Source organism: Fictibacillus halophilus (genome assembly GCF_042680145.1).
GTDB classification, from domain to species: Bacteria; Bacillota; Bacilli; order Bacillales; family Fictibacillaceae; genus Fictibacillus; species Fictibacillus halophilus_A.
On the sequence record NZ_JBHTNQ010000001.1, the window covers coordinates 1,613,895 to 1,634,504 of the forward strand.

The 20,610-nt window shown below is 38.7% G+C and carries 18 protein-coding genes; 4 read left to right on the forward strand and 14 right to left on the reverse strand.

Annotated elements, in window-relative coordinates; translation table 11 throughout:
• Positions 1-53: 53 nt before the first annotated feature.
• Positions 54-671, reverse strand: a complete 618-nt coding sequence (locus tag ACFQ4X_RS08290) for a LysE/ArgO family amino acid transporter (RefSeq protein WP_379834354.1) — start codon at positions 669-671, stop codon at positions 54-56.
• Between the two features lie 38 nt (positions 672-709).
• Between ACFQ4X_RS08290 and ACFQ4X_RS08295 the strand changes: the two genes are divergently transcribed.
• On the forward strand, positions 710-886 hold the full coding sequence (locus ACFQ4X_RS08295) for a hypothetical protein (RefSeq protein WP_379834356.1): 177 nt from the start codon (positions 710-712) through the stop codon (positions 884-886).
• A 126-nt stretch (positions 887-1,012) separates the two neighbouring features.
• Positions 1,013-1,720, forward strand: a complete 708-nt coding sequence (locus tag ACFQ4X_RS08300) for a DUF421 domain-containing protein (protein ID WP_379834358.1) — start codon at positions 1,013-1,015, stop codon at positions 1,718-1,720.
• Positions 1,721-1,807: 87 nt separating this feature from the next.
• Here ACFQ4X_RS08300 and ACFQ4X_RS08305 read toward each other — a convergent pair whose 3' ends face one another.
• The 4 genes from ACFQ4X_RS08305 to msrA all read right to left on the reverse strand — a co-directional run bounded on the left by ACFQ4X_RS08305 (position 1,808) and on the right by msrA (position 6,393).
• Positions 1,808-2,965 (reverse strand): Ger(x)C family spore germination protein, encoded by a 1,158-nt coding sequence (locus ACFQ4X_RS08305; protein WP_379834360.1) that lies wholly within the window; start codon positions 2,963-2,965, stop codon positions 1,808-1,810.
• Positions 2,965-4,470, reverse strand: coding sequence for a spore germination protein (locus ACFQ4X_RS08310; RefSeq protein WP_379834362.1), 1,506 nt, complete (start codon positions 4,468-4,470; stop codon positions 2,965-2,967). Before ACFQ4X_RS08310 ends, ACFQ4X_RS08305 begins: the two co-directional genes overlap by 1 nt.
• Before the next feature lies 1 nt (position 4,471).
• Complete coding sequence (locus tag ACFQ4X_RS08315) at positions 4,472-5,554, reverse strand: GerAB/ArcD/ProY family transporter (RefSeq protein WP_379837096.1); 1,083 nt, start codon at positions 5,552-5,554, stop codon at positions 4,472-4,474.
• Between the two features lie 311 nt (positions 5,555-5,865).
• On the reverse strand, positions 5,866-6,393 hold the full coding sequence (msrA, locus tag ACFQ4X_RS08320) for a peptide-methionine (S)-S-oxide reductase MsrA (RefSeq protein WP_379834364.1): 528 nt from the start codon (positions 6,391-6,393) through the stop codon (positions 5,866-5,868).
• 145 nt (positions 6,394-6,538) lie between these two features.
• Here msrA and ACFQ4X_RS08325 point away from each other — a divergent pair, with 145 nt between their 5' ends.
• Positions 6,539-8,371, forward strand: coding sequence for a terpene cyclase/mutase family protein (locus ACFQ4X_RS08325; protein WP_379834366.1), 1,833 nt, complete (start codon positions 6,539-6,541; stop codon positions 8,369-8,371).
• Positions 8,372-8,389: 18 nt separating this feature from the next.
• Here ACFQ4X_RS08325 and ACFQ4X_RS08330 read toward each other — a convergent pair whose 3' ends face one another.
• The 8 genes from ACFQ4X_RS08330 to ACFQ4X_RS08365 form a co-directional block, all read right to left on the reverse strand.
• Positions 8,390-9,892, reverse strand: coding sequence for a malate:quinone oxidoreductase (locus ACFQ4X_RS08330; RefSeq protein ID WP_379834368.1), 1,503 nt, complete (start codon positions 9,890-9,892; stop codon positions 8,390-8,392).
• A gap of 459 nt (positions 9,893-10,351) precedes the next feature.
• The gene (locus ACFQ4X_RS08335) at positions 10,352-10,867 is read right to left on the reverse strand and encodes a type 1 glutamine amidotransferase domain-containing protein (protein ID WP_379834370.1); all 516 of its coding nucleotides are present in this window, start codon (positions 10,865-10,867) and stop codon (positions 10,352-10,354) included.
• A gap of 83 nt (positions 10,868-10,950) precedes the next feature.
• Positions 10,951-11,457, reverse strand: a complete 507-nt coding sequence (locus ACFQ4X_RS08340; protein WP_379834372.1) for a metal-dependent hydrolase — start codon at positions 11,455-11,457, stop codon at positions 10,951-10,953.
• Between the two features lie 70 nt (positions 11,458-11,527).
• Positions 11,528-13,972, reverse strand: a complete 2,445-nt coding sequence (parC, locus tag ACFQ4X_RS08345) for a DNA topoisomerase IV subunit A (protein WP_379834374.1) — start codon at positions 13,970-13,972, stop codon at positions 11,528-11,530.
• A 13-nt stretch (positions 13,973-13,985) separates the two neighbouring features.
• Complete coding sequence (gene parE / locus ACFQ4X_RS08350; RefSeq protein ID WP_379834376.1) at positions 13,986-15,944, reverse strand: DNA topoisomerase IV subunit B; 1,959 nt, start codon at positions 15,942-15,944, stop codon at positions 13,986-13,988.
• Positions 15,945-16,149: 205 nt separating this feature from the next.
• Positions 16,150-16,557 carry a CoA-binding protein gene (locus ACFQ4X_RS08355; RefSeq protein WP_379834378.1) on the reverse strand — a complete coding sequence of 136 codons (408 nt, stop codon included), beginning with the start codon at positions 16,555-16,557 and terminating at the stop codon, positions 16,150-16,152.
• Between the two features lie 120 nt (positions 16,558-16,677).
• Complete coding sequence (locus ACFQ4X_RS08360; protein WP_379834380.1) at positions 16,678-18,198, reverse strand: carboxypeptidase M32; 1,521 nt, start codon at positions 18,196-18,198, stop codon at positions 16,678-16,680.
• A gap of 96 nt (positions 18,199-18,294) precedes the next feature.
• A complete protein-coding gene (locus tag ACFQ4X_RS08365; RefSeq protein ID WP_379834382.1) occupies positions 18,295-18,537 on the reverse strand; it encodes a hypothetical protein in 243 nt (80 codons plus the stop codon).
• A gap of 111 nt (positions 18,538-18,648) precedes the next feature.
• Here ACFQ4X_RS08365 and ACFQ4X_RS08370 point away from each other — a divergent pair, with 111 nt between their 5' ends.
• Positions 18,649-19,167, forward strand: a complete 519-nt coding sequence (locus ACFQ4X_RS08370; protein WP_379834384.1) for a DUF2269 family protein — start codon at positions 18,649-18,651, stop codon at positions 19,165-19,167.
• Positions 19,168-19,362: 195 nt separating this feature from the next.
• Here the strand turns inward: ACFQ4X_RS08370 and ACFQ4X_RS08375 are convergent, their stop codons facing one another.
• Positions 19,363-20,508 carry a THUMP domain-containing class I SAM-dependent RNA methyltransferase gene (locus tag ACFQ4X_RS08375; RefSeq protein WP_379834386.1) on the reverse strand — a complete coding sequence of 382 codons (1,146 nt, stop codon included), beginning with the start codon at positions 20,506-20,508 and terminating at the stop codon, positions 19,363-19,365.
• Between the last annotated feature and the right edge of the window lie 102 nt (positions 20,509-20,610).

Here is a 20,610-nt window from a genome sequence, read left to right on the forward strand (position 1 = left end):
TTAAAAATAAGCAGAAAGGTTTAGTTCTATCATTTTTGTGGATGCTATTCGGACTAAAAATTCCCATCATGCATAATTAAAAGCAGATACACAGCTATTAACCAAATAATGATGGCCGATCCTTTATTAATAAGGTTTTGAACGTAACCAGATGTGTCTATATTCCCTACTATTCTCCCAGTTAGTGCAAGGCCTATAAACCAAATCCAAGACACTGAAATACAAGACAGGGCAAAAACTAGTTTATCCCATCCTGAATAAGCGATAGAACTTGTTCCGATCACACCCACCGTATCTAAAATAGCATGCGGGTTTAATAATGAAACAGCAGCAGCAAACATGATCTGCTTTTTAGGTGTCATACAAGGTGTCGAAGCTTGTGTATGGGTTTTGCTAGACCAAATGGACCACCCCATATACAATAAAAATAGAAAACCAGCTGCCATAAATCCTAGTTTAAGAGCATGTATTGTGGATACTAGCGCAGAAATACCTGAAACAGATAGAATGATTAATAAAGTATCACACATTCCTGCGGTTACAATCGCTGGTAAACTGCGTAATATATTCGGCTGCTGTGCCCCCTGATTAAAAATAAAAACATTCTGTACCCCTAACGGCAAAATCAGCCCAAATGCTAAAATAATTCCGTGCAGCAAGGCATTATCCAAATCAAATCCACTCCTTACATTCAAATGGAGGTTAAAAAATGTACACAAGCCAAATACGTTCAAAAAACCATGATCGCAAAAATGTGAACACAACACTAAGCCAGTCCCTATATAAAGAGATTAAGGTGTTAGCGAAAAAGCTGGATCGCCCCGCAAATGAACTAATCGAAGAAGGTATGGTCCATGTACTGAATCAGTATACAAAAAACAAATAAAAACTCGTCAGCGCTCAGATTATATTCTGAGCGTTTTATTTTTACTTTTCAATAAGTCTTAATTTCAAACAAATTGGACAAAAAGATTAATAGAGATTTACCCAGTCTGTTATGGATGTGATATTTTTGAACCCGTATGTTGAAGTTATTATGAGATCAATCATCGCCTTTACTTCTCTTTTTGTGGCAGCAAGAATTCTTGGGAAACAAACAGTTTCCAGGATGACTATTTTTGATTTCATTGCGGTTGTTACACTCGGTTCAGTTTCAGCAAACCTTGCTTTCGCCATGGAAATTGAAACTCGCTATATTTTTATCGCTTTTACCATTTTTGTGTTCCTTATCTATCTGTCAGCTTTTATATCATTAAAAAGCGAAAAAGCCCGAAAACTAGTAGCGGGCGATCCTACTGTAGTAATCGAGAACGGAAAAATACTTGAACACAATATGAAAAAAATGCGATATACGCTGGATTATTTAAATCAACAGCTCCGGCAAAAAGACATATTCTCGATTGATGAAGTGCATTATGCTCTTGTTGAAAATAACGGCTTGCTCTCTGTTAAGAAAAAAGAAAAGCACTTAAACGTTACACGAAAAGACTTAAATATCTACAAATCCGAAATAAAACTGCCAGTGGAACTCATAATGGATGGAAAAATTTTAGAAGAAAATTTACAAGAAAATAACATTACCTTGGAATGGCTACATGCTGAGCTTTTAAAACGTCAGCTTAATGCTGAAAGGGTGGTTTATGCATTATTAACAAGCAGCCAAACGCTTTACATAGACACACATAATGATCAGCTTCAATCCCCATTGGATGTTGAATAATTTATCTTACCGTTTAACTGGTTAACTCAAATGTATATTGGAACAGGTTGAGTTTCAATCCTGATTTGACACTCAACCTGTTTTAAATTAATTCAAAGTAGGTTCTAAGCGTTGTTTAATACCATGAACGATTTTTACATCTACCTTCACGTTTAATGAATCTTCTTCTAGCGGAACCTTCCCCTTTTTCTCTATCTGTTTCCAAGATTGAACATCCTTTTTATAAACGACTGCTGATAACCTGTAGATATCTATATCCTTTTTTAAACCTTCTTTATAAGTTTCGAGTATATCTTTTTTTATTTTGTTTTCTACGAGAGCACTAATTTCCGCAGTCCTTGTTTTTTCATTCATCCGCGTAATGTTTGCTTTTGCCTTAATATCGATTTTAAACTGCACATTATTTCCTTTACGTACCGGCTTAATCTTTACTTTTTTCTTTTCTATTACCAGATCAATTGTAGAGCCCTTTTTGTCTCTAACCCAAAGGTGATCACGAACAAACTTATCTTTTTCCATCCAACTTAAACCTTTCACTTTATCACTCTTCAAGATAGCTTTAAGGTTTGTCGAATTCACAACCGCTACTTCTTTTACCTGAAACCCTTGATCGGTCTTTTGATCCGTTTTCCATTCCTTGGCCAACTCAATAAAAGGAATATTCACTTCATGCCCCGGTTCATTGATTTGAAGGATTAATTCTCTCATATCAATTGGACGAATAAAAGATCGTTGTTCAAATATAACGGTTGGATCACTTAGCCGGGAAAGAGAGCTTGATAAATCATACATTGGTGTTGCAGACAACAATTCATTCAAGTGCTGTTTTGTCGCATAAAACCAAATTTGATATCGTGTTTCACGGTACCTGTTTAATATATCTACCGCTGTTTTTATACCTTCATGCTCAAGCGCACTTTTACTAAAAACAAAAAACGCTAAATGCCCAAAAAAGATTCTTTTTTGTGAGGAATTGTAAAGATTGAATGCCGCTTCATCAAACGTTTTGCCAGATGCATGCCCTACTTCCACTTTAACCAGTTCCCCGCCTCCGCCTCCCGCTTCAGATTTAGCCAAAACACTTAGATTGATATTCTGTATATAAAGGATATAACGGCCATCTTTATAATCAAGCCCCATCCCTTGAGCGTATACCATCTGTTCAGGTTCGTTGTTATCCCAGCACCCCGTAAGAATTAATGAAGAAAATATAGCTAACAATAATGTGCCAACTTTTCTCTTCATTACGATTCTCCCTCTTGTCTTGTGGAATCTTGAGGATTAAGCATACTTGGCCGAACCGACTTTTTCTTTTCTGGTAATCGAACTAACGATTTTAGAATGTTCGTAATTTCGATGCGTGTTACTAGTCCGAAATATGGGACACCAAATGTTCTTATGTTGGCCATGTAAATAAAAACTAAGAATATAGATAAAAAAAATCCAAAAAAGCCTAATAGACTTACCGATAAGATTATGAAAAAACGGATTAGTGAGATTGTACCTATGAGCGCCTGGTTTGCAAGGGTAAACGTGGCAATCGTTGAGCCTGCAATGATTACCAGCATGGCAGGACTCGTTAAGCCTGCTCTTATTGCTGCATCACCAATAATAAGGCCACCTATTACACTTAGAGTTTGACCTACAGCTGTAGGCAATCTCAACCCAGCTTCCCGAAACAATTCAAATAAAAGAAGCATGAGGATGGCCTCCAGCGAAGTAGGAAACGGAACACCCCTTCGAGCTTCAACAACTGTGGCCAGCAACGTTATAGGAAGCTGATTTTGATGAAAGGACGTCATGGCAACCCAAAAGCCAGGAAGGAATGCAGCAATAGATAGACCAACGATTCGAATAATCCGTTCAAACGAACTATAGATATAGGTATTTTCTTTATCCTCAGAACTTTTTAACAAGTAAAACAAATTAATAGGAGTTATATACGCATAGGACACTCCATCAATAAGAATTATAAAACGTCCATTTAACAAGGATTGAACAGCAAAATCTGGACGGCCGGTATAGGCATGGCGTGGAAACAAAGCATACGTTTCATCATTCATTAGTTCTTCTAATTGCGTGCCACTAAAGATTCCTTCAATATCAATAGACTCTAATTTTCCCATAATCTCTGAAAGGATTTCTTTATCCGAGATATCGTCCATATACAGGACAGAAACTTTAGTTTTTGACCTTCTGCCAATCGTTAATGATTTACTTAAAAGCGTAGGTGTCCTTAACCGTTTTCGGACTAATGCCATATTAACAGTTAGATCTTCAATAAAGTTATCTTTTGGTCCTAATATGGTAACCTCGTTCTTAGTTTCTTCCGGACTTCTTTGAGGACGGTCTGATATATCTATGGAAAAAACATATTCTTCGCCAAACACGATAAACAGTTTTCCAGAAAAGATTTCAGAAACTGCTTGCTCTTCATCTTCAACCAAGATAATTGATGGCAAGTGAAGACGTTCCTTCACCTTTTCAGTTTTCAAGTCCCCATCTAACTTAGTGAAAAACATTTCTAATCGACTAGGTACCACGTTATACAGCATTTCCGTACTGACTAAACCAGTACAATACACCAGAAGTACCTTATGCTCATTAAAATGAAAAGGCTCAAACTTAATGTCCTCACATTTACCAAACAAATGTTTAAGGGTTTGTTCATCTACTGGTTGAACCGGCTTTTCTTTGTTGTCTGATCGTATAGGCTCGGAATCGAAACGCTTTTGTTTAAAAAACCGCATGTCAGGTCCTCCTTTTTTTATTCGCAAACCACGCAACCACTACAGCCAGTAACAAAGACAGTCCTAGGAAAAACCAGAATGTTGTAGGCAAAACCGTTGAATAAACAACCTCCGAATATGTAAAGTCATTCATTGGATACAGAGTTATGCCAGAAATGACAACAATCACTCCAACCAAAAACCATTTATGTCCCTTCTTAAAAGGAAGGAGTTCTTTCATAATAAATAAAAAAAGTGACAGACGAATAAAAGTACCAGCCATCCATTGATAAATCGATAAAAAATCAACATGTTCGATGAACATCCCTAATGTTGCAAGACCCCATTCCTCATAGGGAGGAAATCGCTGTTTAGAAGCTTCTAAAGGACCGAATTCGATTATGGCTCCAATAAGAGGACCAATCGTTAAGCCTGTTAAAAGAAACGAAGTAATTACTAGATGTTTATAACGAATTCTTCCATCCACTTTATGTTGAAGGAAAAGTAATAGCAACAGCTCAATCATGCCTGACCCTTGAAAGACAATACTTTTCAGCACGGGAGAAATTCCATGCTCTAAAAATGGGAGAAGCAAAGAGTAATCTTTAACTTGCAAATTAGTAAATGCTACAAAAAAGCCAAGAAGAACAATAAAAAATAAAAGAAACACATTCACGATACTAATTGTTCGAAGACTTGTGCTTGCCATAAAAAAACAAACCAGTCCTAATGAGGCGATAAGAACTAATTGAGGTGTATTAGGCAGAAAAGTAATGTTAACCCATGTAATTGTCTCTCTTAACGTTACACTTTGTACAACTGTCAGGTACATAAGGATAATAATAAGTAAAATATTCGTTATAACTTTGCCTGCCCGCTTTCTAATCCATTGGAATAAATGTTCACCCTTTGTTTTTTTGTTGATAAAAATTAAAAGAGGTATCCATAATAGTGTGAGAACGAAAGTGATGACAACCGTCATCCACGCATCTCTGCCCGCACTTTTAATAAGAGGCGAAATGATGATTACGTGATTTTTCAAACCGATAAATGTCATAGAAAGAAGGATTAATTGAAGAACTGTGATTGAATCTGATTTCTTAATGTTTAATCATCCCTGTCTAAAATGGTTATATGTATGGTGCCCAAACAGGATGAGAGATATGTTTATATGAGCGTTTAAGGTTGTTAAAAGGTGGTCCCAGGAGTTCTTCTGACATAAATCGAAAAAAGCTGCCAAATAGGCAGCTGGATTTAAGCAAAGCATACTTAAATTTCGTATGTCTTAATGATCGTCACCTTATTACATTAATCTTACGTTTATCCCTTCATATTTTAGAATATATTTAGAGCCAACAAAAAAGAGACTTATCATAGTAAGCCTCTTCGCCCTTGTTAACATAATGATATTATGTTTTACTCCCAGTTTTGATTAATAAACTTGTCTCTTCCAGAAGTCTCACGTTCTTCCTTATAAGCGTCTGGATTCTTTTTATAGAAATCCTGGTGATACTCTTCTGCCCTATAAAAATCACTTGCAGCCAAGATCTCTGTTACAATTGGTTTTTTAAACCTTCCACTCTCTTCAAGCTTCTTACGTGATTCCTCAGCTAGCTCTTTTTGTTCCTCGGTGTGAAAGAAGATTGCGGTACGATACTGGCTGCCGCGGTCAATAAACTGCCCCTCATCATCTGTCGGATCAATTTGCGGCCAATATAAATCTAATAATTTTTGATAAGGGAAAACTTCAGGATCAAACGTGATCTGAACAGCTTCACGATGTCCTGTTTCACCCGTTTTTATTTGTTCATAAGTCGGATTCACCACTTGTCCACCCATATAGCCAGATACGATGCCATGGATGCCAGGCAGTTCATCAAATGGTTTGACCATACACCAAAAACAACCACCAGCAAATGTTGCGAGTTCTTTATTGCTCAACATACATTCCTCCTAAGAAAAACTTCACTGTTAAAGAGATTTTAACGTTATTTTATTAAAAATAACAGTGTTTTACTTTCCGTGGTTCATAGGATAACCATTTCCACTCATACACTGTAACCACTATAGATAAAGTGCGGTGGTCGATATGGACATGCGAAAACTTGAAAAAGAGATTTTTAGACGATGCAATGAATTGCTTTCCCTTCAGAAAACTGACGGGACATGGCGTTTTTGTTTTGAAAATTCATTGATTACAGATGCTTACATGCTGATCTTATTAAGAAACATTGAATATAGAAATGAGAAATTAATTAAGCAGATTACCAACCGTATTCTTTCACAGCAATCAGAAGATGGATTATGGCGAACCTACCCTGATGAGGAACCAGCTAACCTTTCCGCTACGATACAAGCCTATACCGCACTTCTCTATTCCCAGTATTTTAAATCAAATGATGACAAGCTTCGATCCTCAAAACAATTTATTATTCAAAATGGCGGATTAAAGGAAGCGGATCTCCTGACCAAAGTCTTTCTTGCGATGAACGGATTATACGAGTGGCCGGACGTTCCGATCGATCCCGCTATCCTTTTTTCACTGCCAATGACTGCTCCGATAAATCAGTATGACATCAGCAGCTATGCAAGAGCTCATTTTGCGCCGGTTTTATTGATGGCTGATGAAAAAAAGAGACTTACATCTAAATACACGCCAGATCTCTCAGGTCTTTATATTGGTGAAAATGAAGGTTCTCATTTAGAGGAATGGGTAAATTTGTTTTCTCTTTTAAACATTAGAGATTCGTATATACATTTAAAAAAAGAAAAACTCCTTTCATATATTCAAAATCACATAGAACCGGATGGAACTCTGTTAAGCTATAGCATGACAACAATCTTTATGATTTATGGTCTCCTAACATCCGGATATGAACGTGATTCAACTGTTATCCAAAATGCGTTGAGTGGTTTAATGAAAATGTTTTGTGAAGCAGATGGAACTTTGCATCTGCAAAATTCTCCTTCAACAACTTGGGACACATCTCTTATTTTATATACATTATTGGAAGCAGGAGTTCCAATTCATAATCCTTCAATTTTAAAAGGAGCACAGTTTCTTTTAACACAGCAACACACGAAATACGGGGATTGGTCTGTTCATAATCCTAATGCTGCTTCAGGAGGCTGGGGATTCTCAATAAGAAACACAATTCATCCAGACATTGATGATACACAGGCAGCCCTTCGAACGATAGCCCATTTTTATCAAACGAATACAGTTTACCAAACTAGTTATAATCGAGGTCTTAAATGGTTATTATCTATGCAAAATGATGATGGCGGCTGGGCAGCTTTTGAGAAAAACACGAACCGTTATTTGATTGGAAATCTTCCTATTAAACATGCGAAAGATGCTCTTATAGATCCTTCAACACCTGATTTAACAGGAAGAACGCTAGAGTTTTTAGGAAAGTTCCATGGATTAAAGCATAATCAGCCTTCTGTAAAAAAGGCGGTGAATTGGTTATGGGAAAACCAGGAACAAGACGGCTCCTGGTATGGCCGCTGGGGAATTTGTTATCTATATGGAACATGGGCTGCAATTACAGGTTTGATAGCATGCGGCGTTAATCCGCAAAATAAGAGAATTGAAAAGGCAAAACAGTGGCTGTTAAGTATTCAAAATGGAGATGGCGGCTGGGGTGAATCGTGTGAAAGTGACAAGAAGAGAAGGTTTGTAGGCTTAAAGGAAAGTAATCCTTCTCAAACAGCATGGGCTTTAAATGCGCTGACTGTAATTTCTAATCAGCCAACAATTGAAATGGAACGAGCAGCAGAATGGCTGATGAACCATAAAAAGACCGACTACCCAACGGGAGCCGGTCTTCCTGGAGCTTTTTATATTCGGTATCATAGTTATGAATTTATCTGGCCGTTATTAGGGTTGGTCAATTACTATAAAAAATGTGTAATTTAAGCCATTGATTCCAATTCATTAACTATAAATTACTTTGTCTTTTTCACTAAAACCTAGTGTCTCAGCATTTGAGGTGTGAATCTCTTGGAATAGCTCTGGGTTTTCCACTAAAGACACGCCATAAGAAGGAATCATCTCTTTTATTTTCGGTTCCCACTCATTCATATGCTGCGGGAAGCATTTTTCTAATACCTCAAGCATAACGTGAACTGCGGTAGAAGCGCCCGGCGACGCACCGAGCAATGCAGCTATAGAGCCATCAGCAGCACTTACAACTTCTGTTCCAAATTGAAGTGTTCCTTTACCAGCCTCAGTATCTTTAATAACCTGCACACGCTGTCCTGCTACTACAATATCCCAATCCTCGCTTTTGGCGTTCGGAATAAACTCGCGCAGCTCTTCCATACGCTTTTCATTCGACAACAGTACTTGCTGAATCAGGTATTTTGTCAATGCCATCTCTTTTGCACCTGCTGCGAGCATTGTAAGAAGATTATTTGGTTTTACGGAACCAATCAGATCAAAATTCGAACCCGTTTTTAAGAACTTTGGTGTAAAGCCGGCAAACGGTCCGAAAAGCAATGATTTTTTGTTGTCGATATATCTTGTATCAAGATGCGGAACAGACATTGGAGGAGCACCAACCTTAGCCTTACCATATACTTTTGCATGATGCTGCTCTACTACTTCTGGATTGTTACATACCAAAAACAGACCGCTTACTGGAAATCCTCCAATATGTTTCGATTCAGGAATACCTGTTTTTTGAAGGATTGGCAGGCTTGCACCGCCAGCCCCGATAAAGACGAATTTTGCACTGTGGTATTCGATTTCACCGCTATCTATATTGTGTACTTTTACTTCCCACGAGCCGTCGCTGGTGCGTTTAATATTTTTTACACTATGCTGATAATTGACTTCAACGCTCTCGCTCTTTAAGTGGTCAAACAACATCCGAGTTAATGCACCAAAGTTAACATCTGTACCAGAGTCAATTTTTGTTGCAGCTATCGGTTCATTTAAATTACGGCCCTCCATGATAAGCGGGAACCATTCAATTAGTTTTTCAGTGTCCTCGGAAAATTGCATTCCTTGAAACAAGGGATTATTTGAAAGCGCTTTAAAACGTTTTTTCAAAAATTCTACATTTTGTTTTCCTTGTACTAAGCTTATATGCGGTAATGGCATAATAAAGTCTTGCGGATTCCGAATAAGATTGCTGTTTATAAGGTAAGACCAAAACTGCATGGAAAGTTGAAACTGTTCGTTAATTTTTATAGCCTTGCTAACATCTATAGATCCGTCCGGTTTTTCGCTTGTGTAGTTAAGCTCGCACAGTGCAGCATGGCCTGTACCTGCATTATTCCATTCGTTCGAGCTTTCTTCACCTGCGCTTGGAAGCTTTTCAAATACTTTGATTTCCCATTCTGGTGCTAATTCTTTCAATAAGGATCCTAAAGTCGCACTCATGACTCCGGCACCAATTAAGATAACGTCTGTTTTTTTCTGTACGCTGCTCATGATAACCTTCCTTATAACCTATATTTGCTAAAACGATTAAACGCTCTGCTTAGTGTTACAAAATACAAGGCGCCACCTGGAGAGACACCTTTTCTAAATTCATTTATCTAAAACTCTTATAATAATTTATTGCATAAAATTTCTACCCTTTCTGATAATTATAAACTATTTGAAACTAGTATAAAAGAGTGAAATCGTTCACAATGCTCTAGAGATAGACACGAACGCATTCCCAAACTTAAAATTATCAATAATTAAAGGCTTTAACTAACGGTTAACTTCAATCTCATTACCAAGAAAATCACTCGGTTCCCTAATTTATTCTTATAGTTTCTTTCATTTTTTGACAGAGTTGATTCATTTATTCAGAGATAATAACACAAAAGAATATCATTGAAATAAAAAAATCGTCTAGGAATCCCTAGACGATTTTCTATCATTTGTTTAATGTTAAAGCTTTTATTTTTCTAACACTTTCAATGACTCTCTAATAAATGCTGGAATGTCATCCGGTTGACGGCTAGTAACTAAATTTCCTCCACAAACCACAACCTCCTCATCCTTCACAGTTGCTCCTGCGTTCTTCAAATCAACGTGAATGGATTTGTATCCAGTGATGTTTCTGTCTTGCAAGACTTCGGCAGAGATTAAAAGTTGTGGTCCATGACAGATTGCTAAGACAGGCTTGCCTTCATCTGCAAAGTGCTTCGTGAACGTTACGAACTTGTCATCGCCTCTTAAAATGTCAGGTGAAAATCCTCCTGGGATGAATAGTGCGTCAAAGTCTTCAGGAGAAACTTCACCGATAGATGCGTTTGTCGTTACCTGTGCTTTTTTTTGCTTCCCTTCTAATGTTGCACCCGTTTCTGATCCGATAACAATTACCTCGTGTCCAGCTTCTCTAAACGCCTTCGCTGGCTCGGTATATTCCACATCTTCAAACATATTTGCTAAAACAGTTGCAATTCTAGCCATTTCTCAACCACTCCTCTTTTTGTGTATACAATTGTTGTATTACCATTGAGGAAGGAAATTAAACCCTTATTTAAGTTAGGGCTTTAAAATATCGGAACAATATAGATATGTATCATCAAAATAGCAGCTATTAAACTTATAACCGTTGCGATGTGATTCTCCGTCTTCGTACCTGTTTTTGTGTATAGAGGAAAACGGAATCGAAAAGGCAGCGGGTAAAATAGCTGAACCCCTCTGGAAGTTGCTGCGTCCAAAATGATATGGCTGATCACCCCTGCAGCTAACCCCATACTTAAACTCCCTTCATACGTCCAGTCGATCCAATTTGGGAGCATCATCACCAATAAAATCAAAATCCAGCTATGTGTGACCGTGCGGTGCCCGAATGTTTTAGAAATGGTTTTTGACAAAAAACTTGTCTTTTTTCCAAGATAAGATCCAGGGTGACATAAATCGGGAAGCAGACTTCCCAAAACGGCAGCCCCAAAAAAGGTAAGTTCATGATGTAAAGTATCTGGCGGGAGGTCCGTAGCTGTCTTATAAAGTGCAGCTGCCGCAACTCCTCCTAACAAATGTGTATTGCTTTTCATTATGTATCTCTCTTTTCTCTAAGTTGCTATATCATATCTGATAGAAAGAAGAAAAAGAGCAGCAAGAATGCTACTCTTTTGAACTATCTGTTGAAATCAATGACTTTAGTCTTGTACTAACACCTGTTTCACCTGTATCTACTACAAAGGAGCCGTTGTTATATCTGTCGGCAAATTTAAAGTTTTCAGATGATACTGTTTCTTGCTTGCCGCTCGCCGTTTCAAGAACAAATTGTTTCTCTTCATCAGTAACAAGTTTCATCCCTACAATGCGGTGCGGATTAGATTTTAATTCTCTTACCATCACGAGTCCTCGTTTTGCACGGGACGTTTTATCAAACTCTGTGATTTTCATCTTTTTCATTGCTCCGCGCTGAGTTGCAACAAGAACCTGAGCGGTTTCAGGGTTTTCTGGAAGTGCAAACCCGCTTACTAAGTGGTCTCCAGCTTTTAAGTTAATACCTTTAACCCCTGCAGCACGCTGGCCAACAAGACTGATCTCTTCTTCATGGAACCATAATCCATATCCGAAATGTGTGGCGATGAACACATCTTGATTTCCGTTAGTTAAGGAAACATCAACAACTTCATCGTCGCCTTTTAGTTTAACGGCCATCAATGTACGGTTATAGCGTGTTGCTTTGTACTGGCTGAGCTCTGTTTTCTTAGCCATTCCTTGTTTTGTAAAGAAGATGAGGAATTGATCTTCCTTAAATTCTTTTACAGGGAATGCTTTGATCAGCTTCTCATCCTTATCTAAACCAACGATACTCGCAAGATGCTGCCCCATGTCTTTCCAGCGGATTTCTGGCATCTCATAGACTGGAAGGTAAATATAGTTTCCTTTATTCGTAAACATAAGCATTGTATCTGTCGTGTTCAGCTGAGATACAAGCAATAGTGAATCCGTATCCTTCATTCCTGGCGGTTCACCGTTAGAAGCACTGTAAGAACGAATGCTTGAACGTTTGATGTAGCCGTCTTCTGTTACCATTACCATAACATCTTCAGAAGGAATCATTACTTCCATATCGATCTTGATTTCCTGAATCTCAGCCTCGATCTGTGTACGGCGAGGATCAGCGTATTTCTTCTGCACATCGGAAAGTTCTTTTTTAATAACGCTGTATAACTTCTTGTCGCTATCTAAAATTGAACGAAGATATGCAATCTTCTTTTCGAGTTCTTCTGCTTCATTCTGAAGTGTCGTAATATCCGTATTCGTTAAACGGTATAGCTGCAACGTAACGATGGCTTCAGCTTGTGCTTCGGTAAACTGAAACTTCTCGATGATATTGTCTTTTGCATTTCGCTTATCTTTTGATGCACGGATTGTCTCGATTACTTCATCTAAAATCGAAATAGCTTTAATTAAACCTTCCACGATGTGTGAACGTTCTTCAGCTTTTCGAAGATCATACTTCGTACGCCGTGTTACCACTTCGATCTGATGCTGAATGTATGCGTTCAATATAGCTTTTAGGCCCATTAACTTTGGTGTCTTGTTATGAATTGCTACCATGTTGTAGTTATACGAAACTTGCAGATCAGTATTTTTAAAGAAGTAATTCAATACCCCTTCTGCATTACCATCTTTGCGGAGTTCGATAACGATTCTTAATCCAGTACGGTCCGTCTCATCACGGATTTCGGCGATACCGTCTACCTTTTTATCTAAACGAAGTTCGTCCATACGCTTTACAAGGTTCGCTTTGTTCACTTCAAAAGGAACTTCAGTGATGACAATCTGCTGACGTCCGCCCTTTAAGCTCTCAATCTCGGTTTTGGCACGAATCACGAAGCGGCCCTTTCCTGTTTCAAAAGCCTTCTTGATGCCATCTACACCTTGAACGATTCCGCCAGTCGGGAAATCAGGTCCTTTAATAACAGTCATAAGTTCATCGAGTGAAACATCGGGCTTATCGATTTGCATTGTAACTGCGTCTATAACTTCTCCAAGGTGGTGAGGAGGGATTTCAGTCGCATAACCTGCTGATATGCCCGTTGACCCATTTACAAGTAAATTTGGATACCTAGAAGGCAGCACGATCGGTTCTTCTGTCGTATCATCGAAGTTAGGCGCGAATTCAACGGTTTCTTTATCGATATCTCTTAATAGTTCAGAGGCAATCGCAGAAAGTCTTGCTTCTGTATAACGCATTGCAGCTGCAGGGTCTCCATCGATACTACCGTTGTTTCCGTGCATCTGGATCAGAACGTTTCTAACTTTCCAGTCCTGACTCATACGTACCATCGCTTCATAAACGGATGAATCACCATGCGGGTGATAGTTACCGATTACGTTACCGACTGTCTTAGCGGATTTTCTGTATGGTTTTTCGTTTGTGTTTCCTTCCGCGTACATCGCATATAAAATACGGCGCTGTACGGGCTTTAATCCATCTCTTGCATCAGGTAATGCACGCTCCTGAATAATGTATTTACTATACCTTCCGAAGCGGTCGCCGATTACGTCTTCTAACGGCAGCTCTCTAAATTTCTCAAGCAGTGACAATCTTTAAACCTCCTCAGAATGCAGACAAGTTCTCGTTATCTAGTATGTTCGTTTCTTCGTTTAAGCCAAACGCCACATGTTCTTCAATCCATTTACGGCGCGGTTCAACTTTGTCTCCCATAAGGACAGAGACGCGTTTTTCGGCTCTTGCTGCGTCATCAATACGAACTCGGATCAGCGTACGTGTGTCAGGATCCATCGTCGTTTCCCATAGCTGATCAGCATTCATCTCACCAAGACCCTTATAACGCTGGATGATGTAGCCCTTACCTATTTTTTTCTGTGCTACTTTTAGTTCATCTTCATCCCATGCATATTCGATTACTTCTTTTTTCCCCGTTCCCTTGCTCACTTTATAAAGAGGAGGCAATGCAATGAATACTTTCCCTTCTTCGATAAGAGGCTTCATGTAACGGTAGAAAAACGTTAGAAGTAACACTTGAATATGTGCACCATCTGTATCGGCATCGGTCATGATGATGATTTTGTCGTAGTTTACATCTTTTAACGTAAAATCAGAACCGACCCCAGCACCAATCGCATGGATGATTGTATTGATTTCCTCGTTCTTAAATATATCTGCAAGCTTTGCTTTTTCTGTGTTGATTACTTTACCACGTAGCGGCAAAATGGCTTGGAATTTTCGATCTCGTCCTTGTTTTGCAGAACCGCCTGCAGAGTCACCCTCTACTAGGTACAGTTCGTTGCGTTCAGGATTTTTAGAAGTTGCAGGAGTTAACTTCCCGCTCAGCATAGAATCCTTGCGTTTGTTCTTTTTCCCGTTACGAGCATCCTCACGTGCTTTGCGTGCTGCTTCACGAGCTTGAGCGGCTTTAATACTTTTACGGATGAGCATTTCACTAATTGCAGGATTCTCCTCAAGGAAATAAGCGAGTTTTCCGGCAACCACAGCATCTACTGCAGATCGTGCTTCACTCGTACCTAATTTGCTCTTTGTTTGGCCCTCGAACTGAAGAAATTCTTCTGGGATACGGACAGAAACAACAGCTGTTAACCCTTCTCGGATATCAGAGCCGTCTAGGTTCTTATCTTTTTCTTTTAACAGGTTCGTTTTACGTGCGTACTCATTGATGCTTCGAGTAATCGCTGTCTTGGCGCCTGACTCATGTGTTCCGCCGTCTTTTGTGCGAACGTTGTTAACGAATGACAGAACGTTTTCTGCATAACCGTCATTGTATTGAAATGCAAAATCTACTTCAATCTCATTTTGCATCCCTTCAAAGCTAACGACATTATGAAGTGTATCTTTATCTTCGTTCAAATATTGCACGAATGCTTCCAGTCCTGTTTCGAACTGGAATTCTTCTTTTTCGCCATTTCGCGCATCTTCAAGAACGATTTTGATTCCTTTTAAAAGAAAAGCCGCTTCTCTAAGACGTTCACTTAGTGTTTCATAATTATAGTTAATCGTTGAAAACATCGTACGGTCTGGTTTGAAATGAACGGTCGTCCCAGTTTTGCGTGTATTACCGACAACTTCAAGTGTCGTAACAGGCTTTCCGCCATCTTCAAAACGCTGTCGATATGTTTTTCCGTCACGGTAGATCGTTACTTCAAGCCATTCTGAAAGTGCGTTAACTACAGAAGCACCTACACCATGAAGTCCTCCAGATGTTTTGTATCCGCCTTGTCCGAACTTACCGCCGGCATGCAAAACAGTAAAGATGATCTCAGGAGTTGGTTTTCCAAGCTTATGCATTCCTGTAGGCATACCACGGCCATCATCTGACACAGAAATGCTGTTATCTTTATGAATCTTCACATGTATGTAATCACCGAATCCACCTAATGCTTCGTCAACGGCGTTATCTACAATTTCATATACGAGGTGATGCAAACCTCTGGCATCTGTGCTGCCGATATACATACCAGGACGCTTACGAACGGCTTCTAACCCTTCGAGCACCTGTATGGCATCATCGTTGTAGTCAAATAATGATTTACTTGCCAAAATGTGTTGCTCCTTTCACGAACTGCAGTACTTCTATCATAGCAGAACGTTTGTTTCTATACTACCTCTGTCCTTATATTCTCCTCTTATTTCTCGGTTAAAGAACAAAAACCTTTAGTTCAAAAGAGTTTCTTTTTTATGTTTCATTTTAAAGAACTAAGACTAAGCATGGGAAAACCACCCGTATGTGGCGGGTGGTTCATTACTACCGTATCATAGCATGTTCCACTTTAATGCACTTATCCATAATATAAGGAATCGTCGCACTTTGCAAAATCTCTTCTGCTTCGGCACTGTATAAACCGAGCTGCGCCCAGAAGAAACCAGCATTAATATTTGCTGCGGAACGAGCAACTTCAGGCAAGTGCTCACTTCTTCTAAATACATTGACGATATCTACATGTCCTTCAATATCTTCAAGCTTTGCATAAGCTTTTTGTCCCAAAACTTCTGTGACATTAGGATTTACGGGAATAATTTCATATCCTGCATTCTGCATATATTCCGAGACCATATAAGATGTACGAAACGGCTGATCGGACAACCCGACTACCGCAATACGTTTTCTCAATTTTAGAAGGTTCTTAATATCCTCTTTCGTTGCAGCTCCCATTTTTTCTTCCTCCCAATATCATTTTATATAGATTTTAGACAAAATCAGTAAAAATGAAACATTTCAAACTAAAAAGCCGGCATTCTCGGATTGTTCACGAGAGCCGGCTCCCCAAGTCATTTATCCGTTTAAACGGTAGATATCACTGTACTTCTTCTCAAAATATGCGATGAGATGATCTGGGTTCAAGCCTTCACCTGTAACGTCTTTTAGGATTTCGATCGGCTTTTTCATCTTACCGTATTGGTGCACATTTTTTGTTAACCATTCTTTGATCGGAATAAGATTTCCTGATTCAACAAGAGAATCAAAATCGGGAATATCATTTACCATTGCATTTTTTAGCTGTGCCGCATAAATGTATCCTAATGCATATGACGGGAAGTATCCGAAGCTTCCGCCTGACCAGTGAACGTCTTGAAGAACACCTTCAGCATCATTTTTAGGAGTTACTCCAATATATTCCTGCATCTTCTCGTTCCAGATACGAGGAAGGTCTTTTACTTCAATCTCGTCGTTAAATAATCCTTTTTCGATCTCATAACGAACGATAACATGAAGCGGATATGTCATTTCATCAGCTTCAATACGAATAAGAGAAGGTTCTACAACGTTGATTGAACGATAGAAATCTTCAAGCTCTATTTCGTTGAACTGTGAACCCGAAACACTCTTTAGTGTAGAATAATGGTTTTTCCAGAATCCGAAGTGACGGCCAACAAAGTTCTCCCAGAACAATGATTGTGATTCATGAATACCCATCGAAGTTCCTGAGCATAAAGGTGTTCCTACTAGCTCATCAGAAATATTTTGTTCATAAAGAGCATGTCCGCCTTCATGGATTGTGCCGAATACTGCTGTACGGAAATCATTTTCCATGTACTTCGTCGTTACACGCACATCTCCAGGGTTTAGACCGATCGCAAACGGATGAACCGTTTCATCCAAGCGACCAGAATCAAAATCATAGCCCATATCTTTTAGTACATGGAGACTGAATTCTTTTTGCTTATCTTTCGGGAAATGATCGAACAAAAATTTCGTTTCAGGCTGACCAGCTTCTGTTACTTTTTGAAGAAGCGGCACGATACGGTCACGAAGTTTTGAGAAAGTCTCATCCAAAATTTCAACTGTTACCCCTGGTTCATACATATCTAAAAGCGTGTTGTATTTATTTCCTTCATAACCCCAGTATTCGATAAACTTCTTATTGAAATCTACAAGTTTTTCTAAGTAAGGCTGAAATAATGAGAAGTCAGAATTATTTTTTGCTTCTTCCCATACATTCTCTGCTTTTGATTGCAGAATTACATACTCTTTGAATTCAGCAGGAGGAATCTTGGCATTGCGCTCAAAATCCTTCTTCACTTCTTCCAGCGTCTTTTTCGCTACGTCTGATAGCGTATCATGAACTTCAGGCTTAGAAAGTTCTTCGATAAAGTTTTTCATTTCATCTGAAGTTGACATCGCAAATACATCGGAAGATAATGTTCCGATTACTTCAGAGCGCTGTTCTACTCCTTTTTTAGGTGCTCCTGTACGCAGATCCCAATACATAAGACCGATCGCTTCATTTACATGCACCATTTTCTTTACATACTCTAAAAAATCTTTTTCAACATTTACTTTAGTTTGCGTCATTATAAAATCCATCCCTTCACGTGTTCATAAAAAAACATACCGCTATAGGAATTCGTGACGCAATAAAAAAGTCCTGCTGGTCAGTTTTATTTTTTATTAAAAATCTTCTTTAAACATTTCTGCGTATGGAGCAAAGGATGGATCAATATTGTTAACATGACCGATCGATTGATGAAGCAGCTGGTGGATCTCTTCTTTATGATGATTCCCTAGATGAGGATATAGATTTTGGTAAGCTTTCTTAATGCTTGATAAATGACTGAATTGATCGTACATACAATTACCTTCTTTCACTTCTTTTAGAATTAGTATGTACAGCATTCTTAACCATTTAAACAAATAAAATTACAACCTGAGACTTAGACAGAAATACTTCCGAGGATGTTTCAGAGCAATTTGATTTCTTGCTAAACTTTTTAATGATATTACGTTTAGGGGGAAATATGTAAAATGAAAACCATAGGAAATAAGGGATTAAAATGGCTGAAGATAATACATATCGTGTTAGCAGCTTTATTTTTTGGCGGTATTATGAGTTCTGTAGCAATAAATGCTGGGGTAAAACTTGATTCTTATGAGATGACCTTGGAAACCTATAAAAGAATTGTGGTAATAAGCGATTATGTAATCCGGACAGGTGCTGTTGGGACATTGCTTGTCGGCTTTATTTATGGAATCTTTACAAACTGGGGGTTCTTCAAGCATCGCTGGGTCACCGTAAAATGGGTTTTGTTTATCGTACAAACATTGGTCGGTATATTTGTTGTTGATAATCTCATGATGACAAATATGGCCATTTTGGAAAGAGAGAAAGCTTTAGCATTAAGTAATCCAACTTTTATCGAAAATCATGAGTTAAGAGAGTATGCGGTATGGTTCCAGGTCGGTGTAACACTGTTCATTTTCTCTATATCAGTCTTAAAGTCTTGGAAAAAGAAAAAAACAGCCTCAAAAACTGCTGCTGTTTAAAGAATTGGGGGCTGGCATTATTGATCCAGCCCTACTTAATAAGTTTAACTAAATAATCCCTGAAATTTTCGGATTATTCCCTCGAGTATTGAGCATAATTCCGCGAGTTTACTTTATATTCCCGCGAGTTTCCGCTATAATTCCGCGAGTCTTACAATATCGACATACAGCCGCCTTTCGAGCATGCTGAACACTTTAAGACTGCTGTCTAGGCGGTCTCTTTCCGAAGAACTGATAATAATCCGTTTTTAGATCTCCGTTATATAATTTACGTTTCTTAGTCGCACTTCTGCCATAATACTCTTCAAACTTTTCGTTAGAAGTGATAACATACACACTCCACGTATCATACGGTCTCATAGCATCACCAAGATCTCGGTACATCTGAGCCACTTCTTCTCTTTCCCCTAAACGCTCACCGTACGGAGGGTTAGTAACGAGGCACCCGTAATCTTTTCTTGTGGTAAAGTCACGTACCTGCATTTGCTTAAATGTGATAAAACCTTCAAACCCAGCCTCAATCGCATTGTTCTTCGATAGCTCGATCATCTTATGATCAATGTCTGAACCTTGAATATCGAGCGGCAGATCATACTTTGCTACATCTTGAGCTTCTCCGACTGCTTCATACCAAACTTTTTTATCAATCCAATCCCATTTTTCTGAAGCAAATTCACGATTAAGACCAGGAGCAATGTTTTGTCCAATCATAGCCGCTTCAATTGGGAGAGTACCTGAACCACAGAAAGGATCTGCAAATGTTTTATCAGGTGCCCAGTTTGTTAGCATAATAAGAGCAGCAGCCATGGTTTCTTTTATCGGAGCACCTGAATGCAATTCACGATAGCCGCGCTTATGAAGACCTGTTCCGCTTGTATCAATTGTCAGGGTTGCAATATCTTTATGAATGGCTACTTCAATACGATACAAAGCTCCGTCTTCTGGGAACCAAGTTTTACGGTTATACTCGGTTTTTAAGTTATCAACTACTGCTTTTTTCACGATCGCCTGGCAGTCAGAAACTGAAAAAAGCTTTGATTTTACAGAGCGGCCGATAACAGGAAATTCTCCGTCTTCCGGAATATAATCCGACCATGGAAGAGCTTTTGTTTTTTCGAATAGTTCATCAAACGTTTCCGCTTTGAATTCTCCGACCACAAGCTTTACGCGGTCAGCCGTTCTTAACCATAAATTAGCTTTTACTAGTGCTTTTTCATCGCCATCAAAATAGACTTTTCCGTTTTCTACCTGTACATTTTCAAAACCTAATGCCCGTACTTCATTCGCAACTAGAGATTCAAGTCCCATTGCAGCCGTTGCAATCAGCCTTAATTTAGTCATATTCGCAACTCCCTTATTCTTACGTTTAATTGTCTATAATAAGTATACCCTGTTCTTTTTTATGTAAATAGAAAAAGCCCCGTAAGCGGGGCCCTCATTCAG

Coding starts and splice junctions, on each gene's coding strand:
- ACFQ4X_RS08295 (WP_379834356.1), top strand. CDS start 710: ATGTACACAAGCCAAATACGTTCAAAAAACCATGATCGCAAAAATGTG.
- ACFQ4X_RS08335 (WP_379834370.1), bottom strand. CDS start 10,867: ATGGCTAGAATTGCAACTGTTTTAGCAAATATGTTTGAAGATGTGGAA.
- ACFQ4X_RS08330 (WP_379834368.1), bottom strand. CDS start 9,892: ATGAGCAGCGTACAGAAAAAAACAGACGTTATCTTAATTGGTGCCGGA.
- ACFQ4X_RS08360 (WP_379834380.1), bottom strand. CDS start 18,198: ATGACGCAAACTAAAGTAAATGTTGAAAAAGATTTTTTAGAGTATGTA.
- ACFQ4X_RS08375 (WP_379834386.1), bottom strand. CDS start 20,508: ATGACTAAATTAAGGCTGATTGCAACGGCTGCAATGGGACTTGAATCT.
- ACFQ4X_RS08340 (WP_379834372.1), bottom strand. CDS start 11,457: ATGAAAAGCAATACACATTTGTTAGGAGGAGTTGCGGCAGCTGCACTT.
- ACFQ4X_RS08355 (WP_379834378.1), bottom strand. CDS start 16,557: ATGGGAGCTGCAACGAAAGAGGATATTAAGAACCTTCTAAAATTGAGA.
- ACFQ4X_RS08325 (WP_379834366.1), top strand. CDS start 6,539: ATGGACATGCGAAAACTTGAAAAAGAGATTTTTAGACGATGCAATGAA.
- msrA (WP_379834364.1), bottom strand. CDS start 6,393: ATGTTGAGCAATAAAGAACTCGCAACATTTGCTGGTGGTTGTTTTTGG.
- ACFQ4X_RS08370 (WP_379834384.1), top strand. CDS start 18,649: ATGAAAACCATAGGAAATAAGGGATTAAAATGGCTGAAGATAATACAT.
- ACFQ4X_RS08305 (WP_379834360.1), bottom strand. CDS start 2,965: ATGAAGAGAAAAGTTGGCACATTATTGTTAGCTATATTTTCTTCATTA.
- ACFQ4X_RS08310 (WP_379834362.1), bottom strand. CDS start 4,470: ATGCGGTTTTTTAAACAAAAGCGTTTCGATTCCGAGCCTATACGATCA.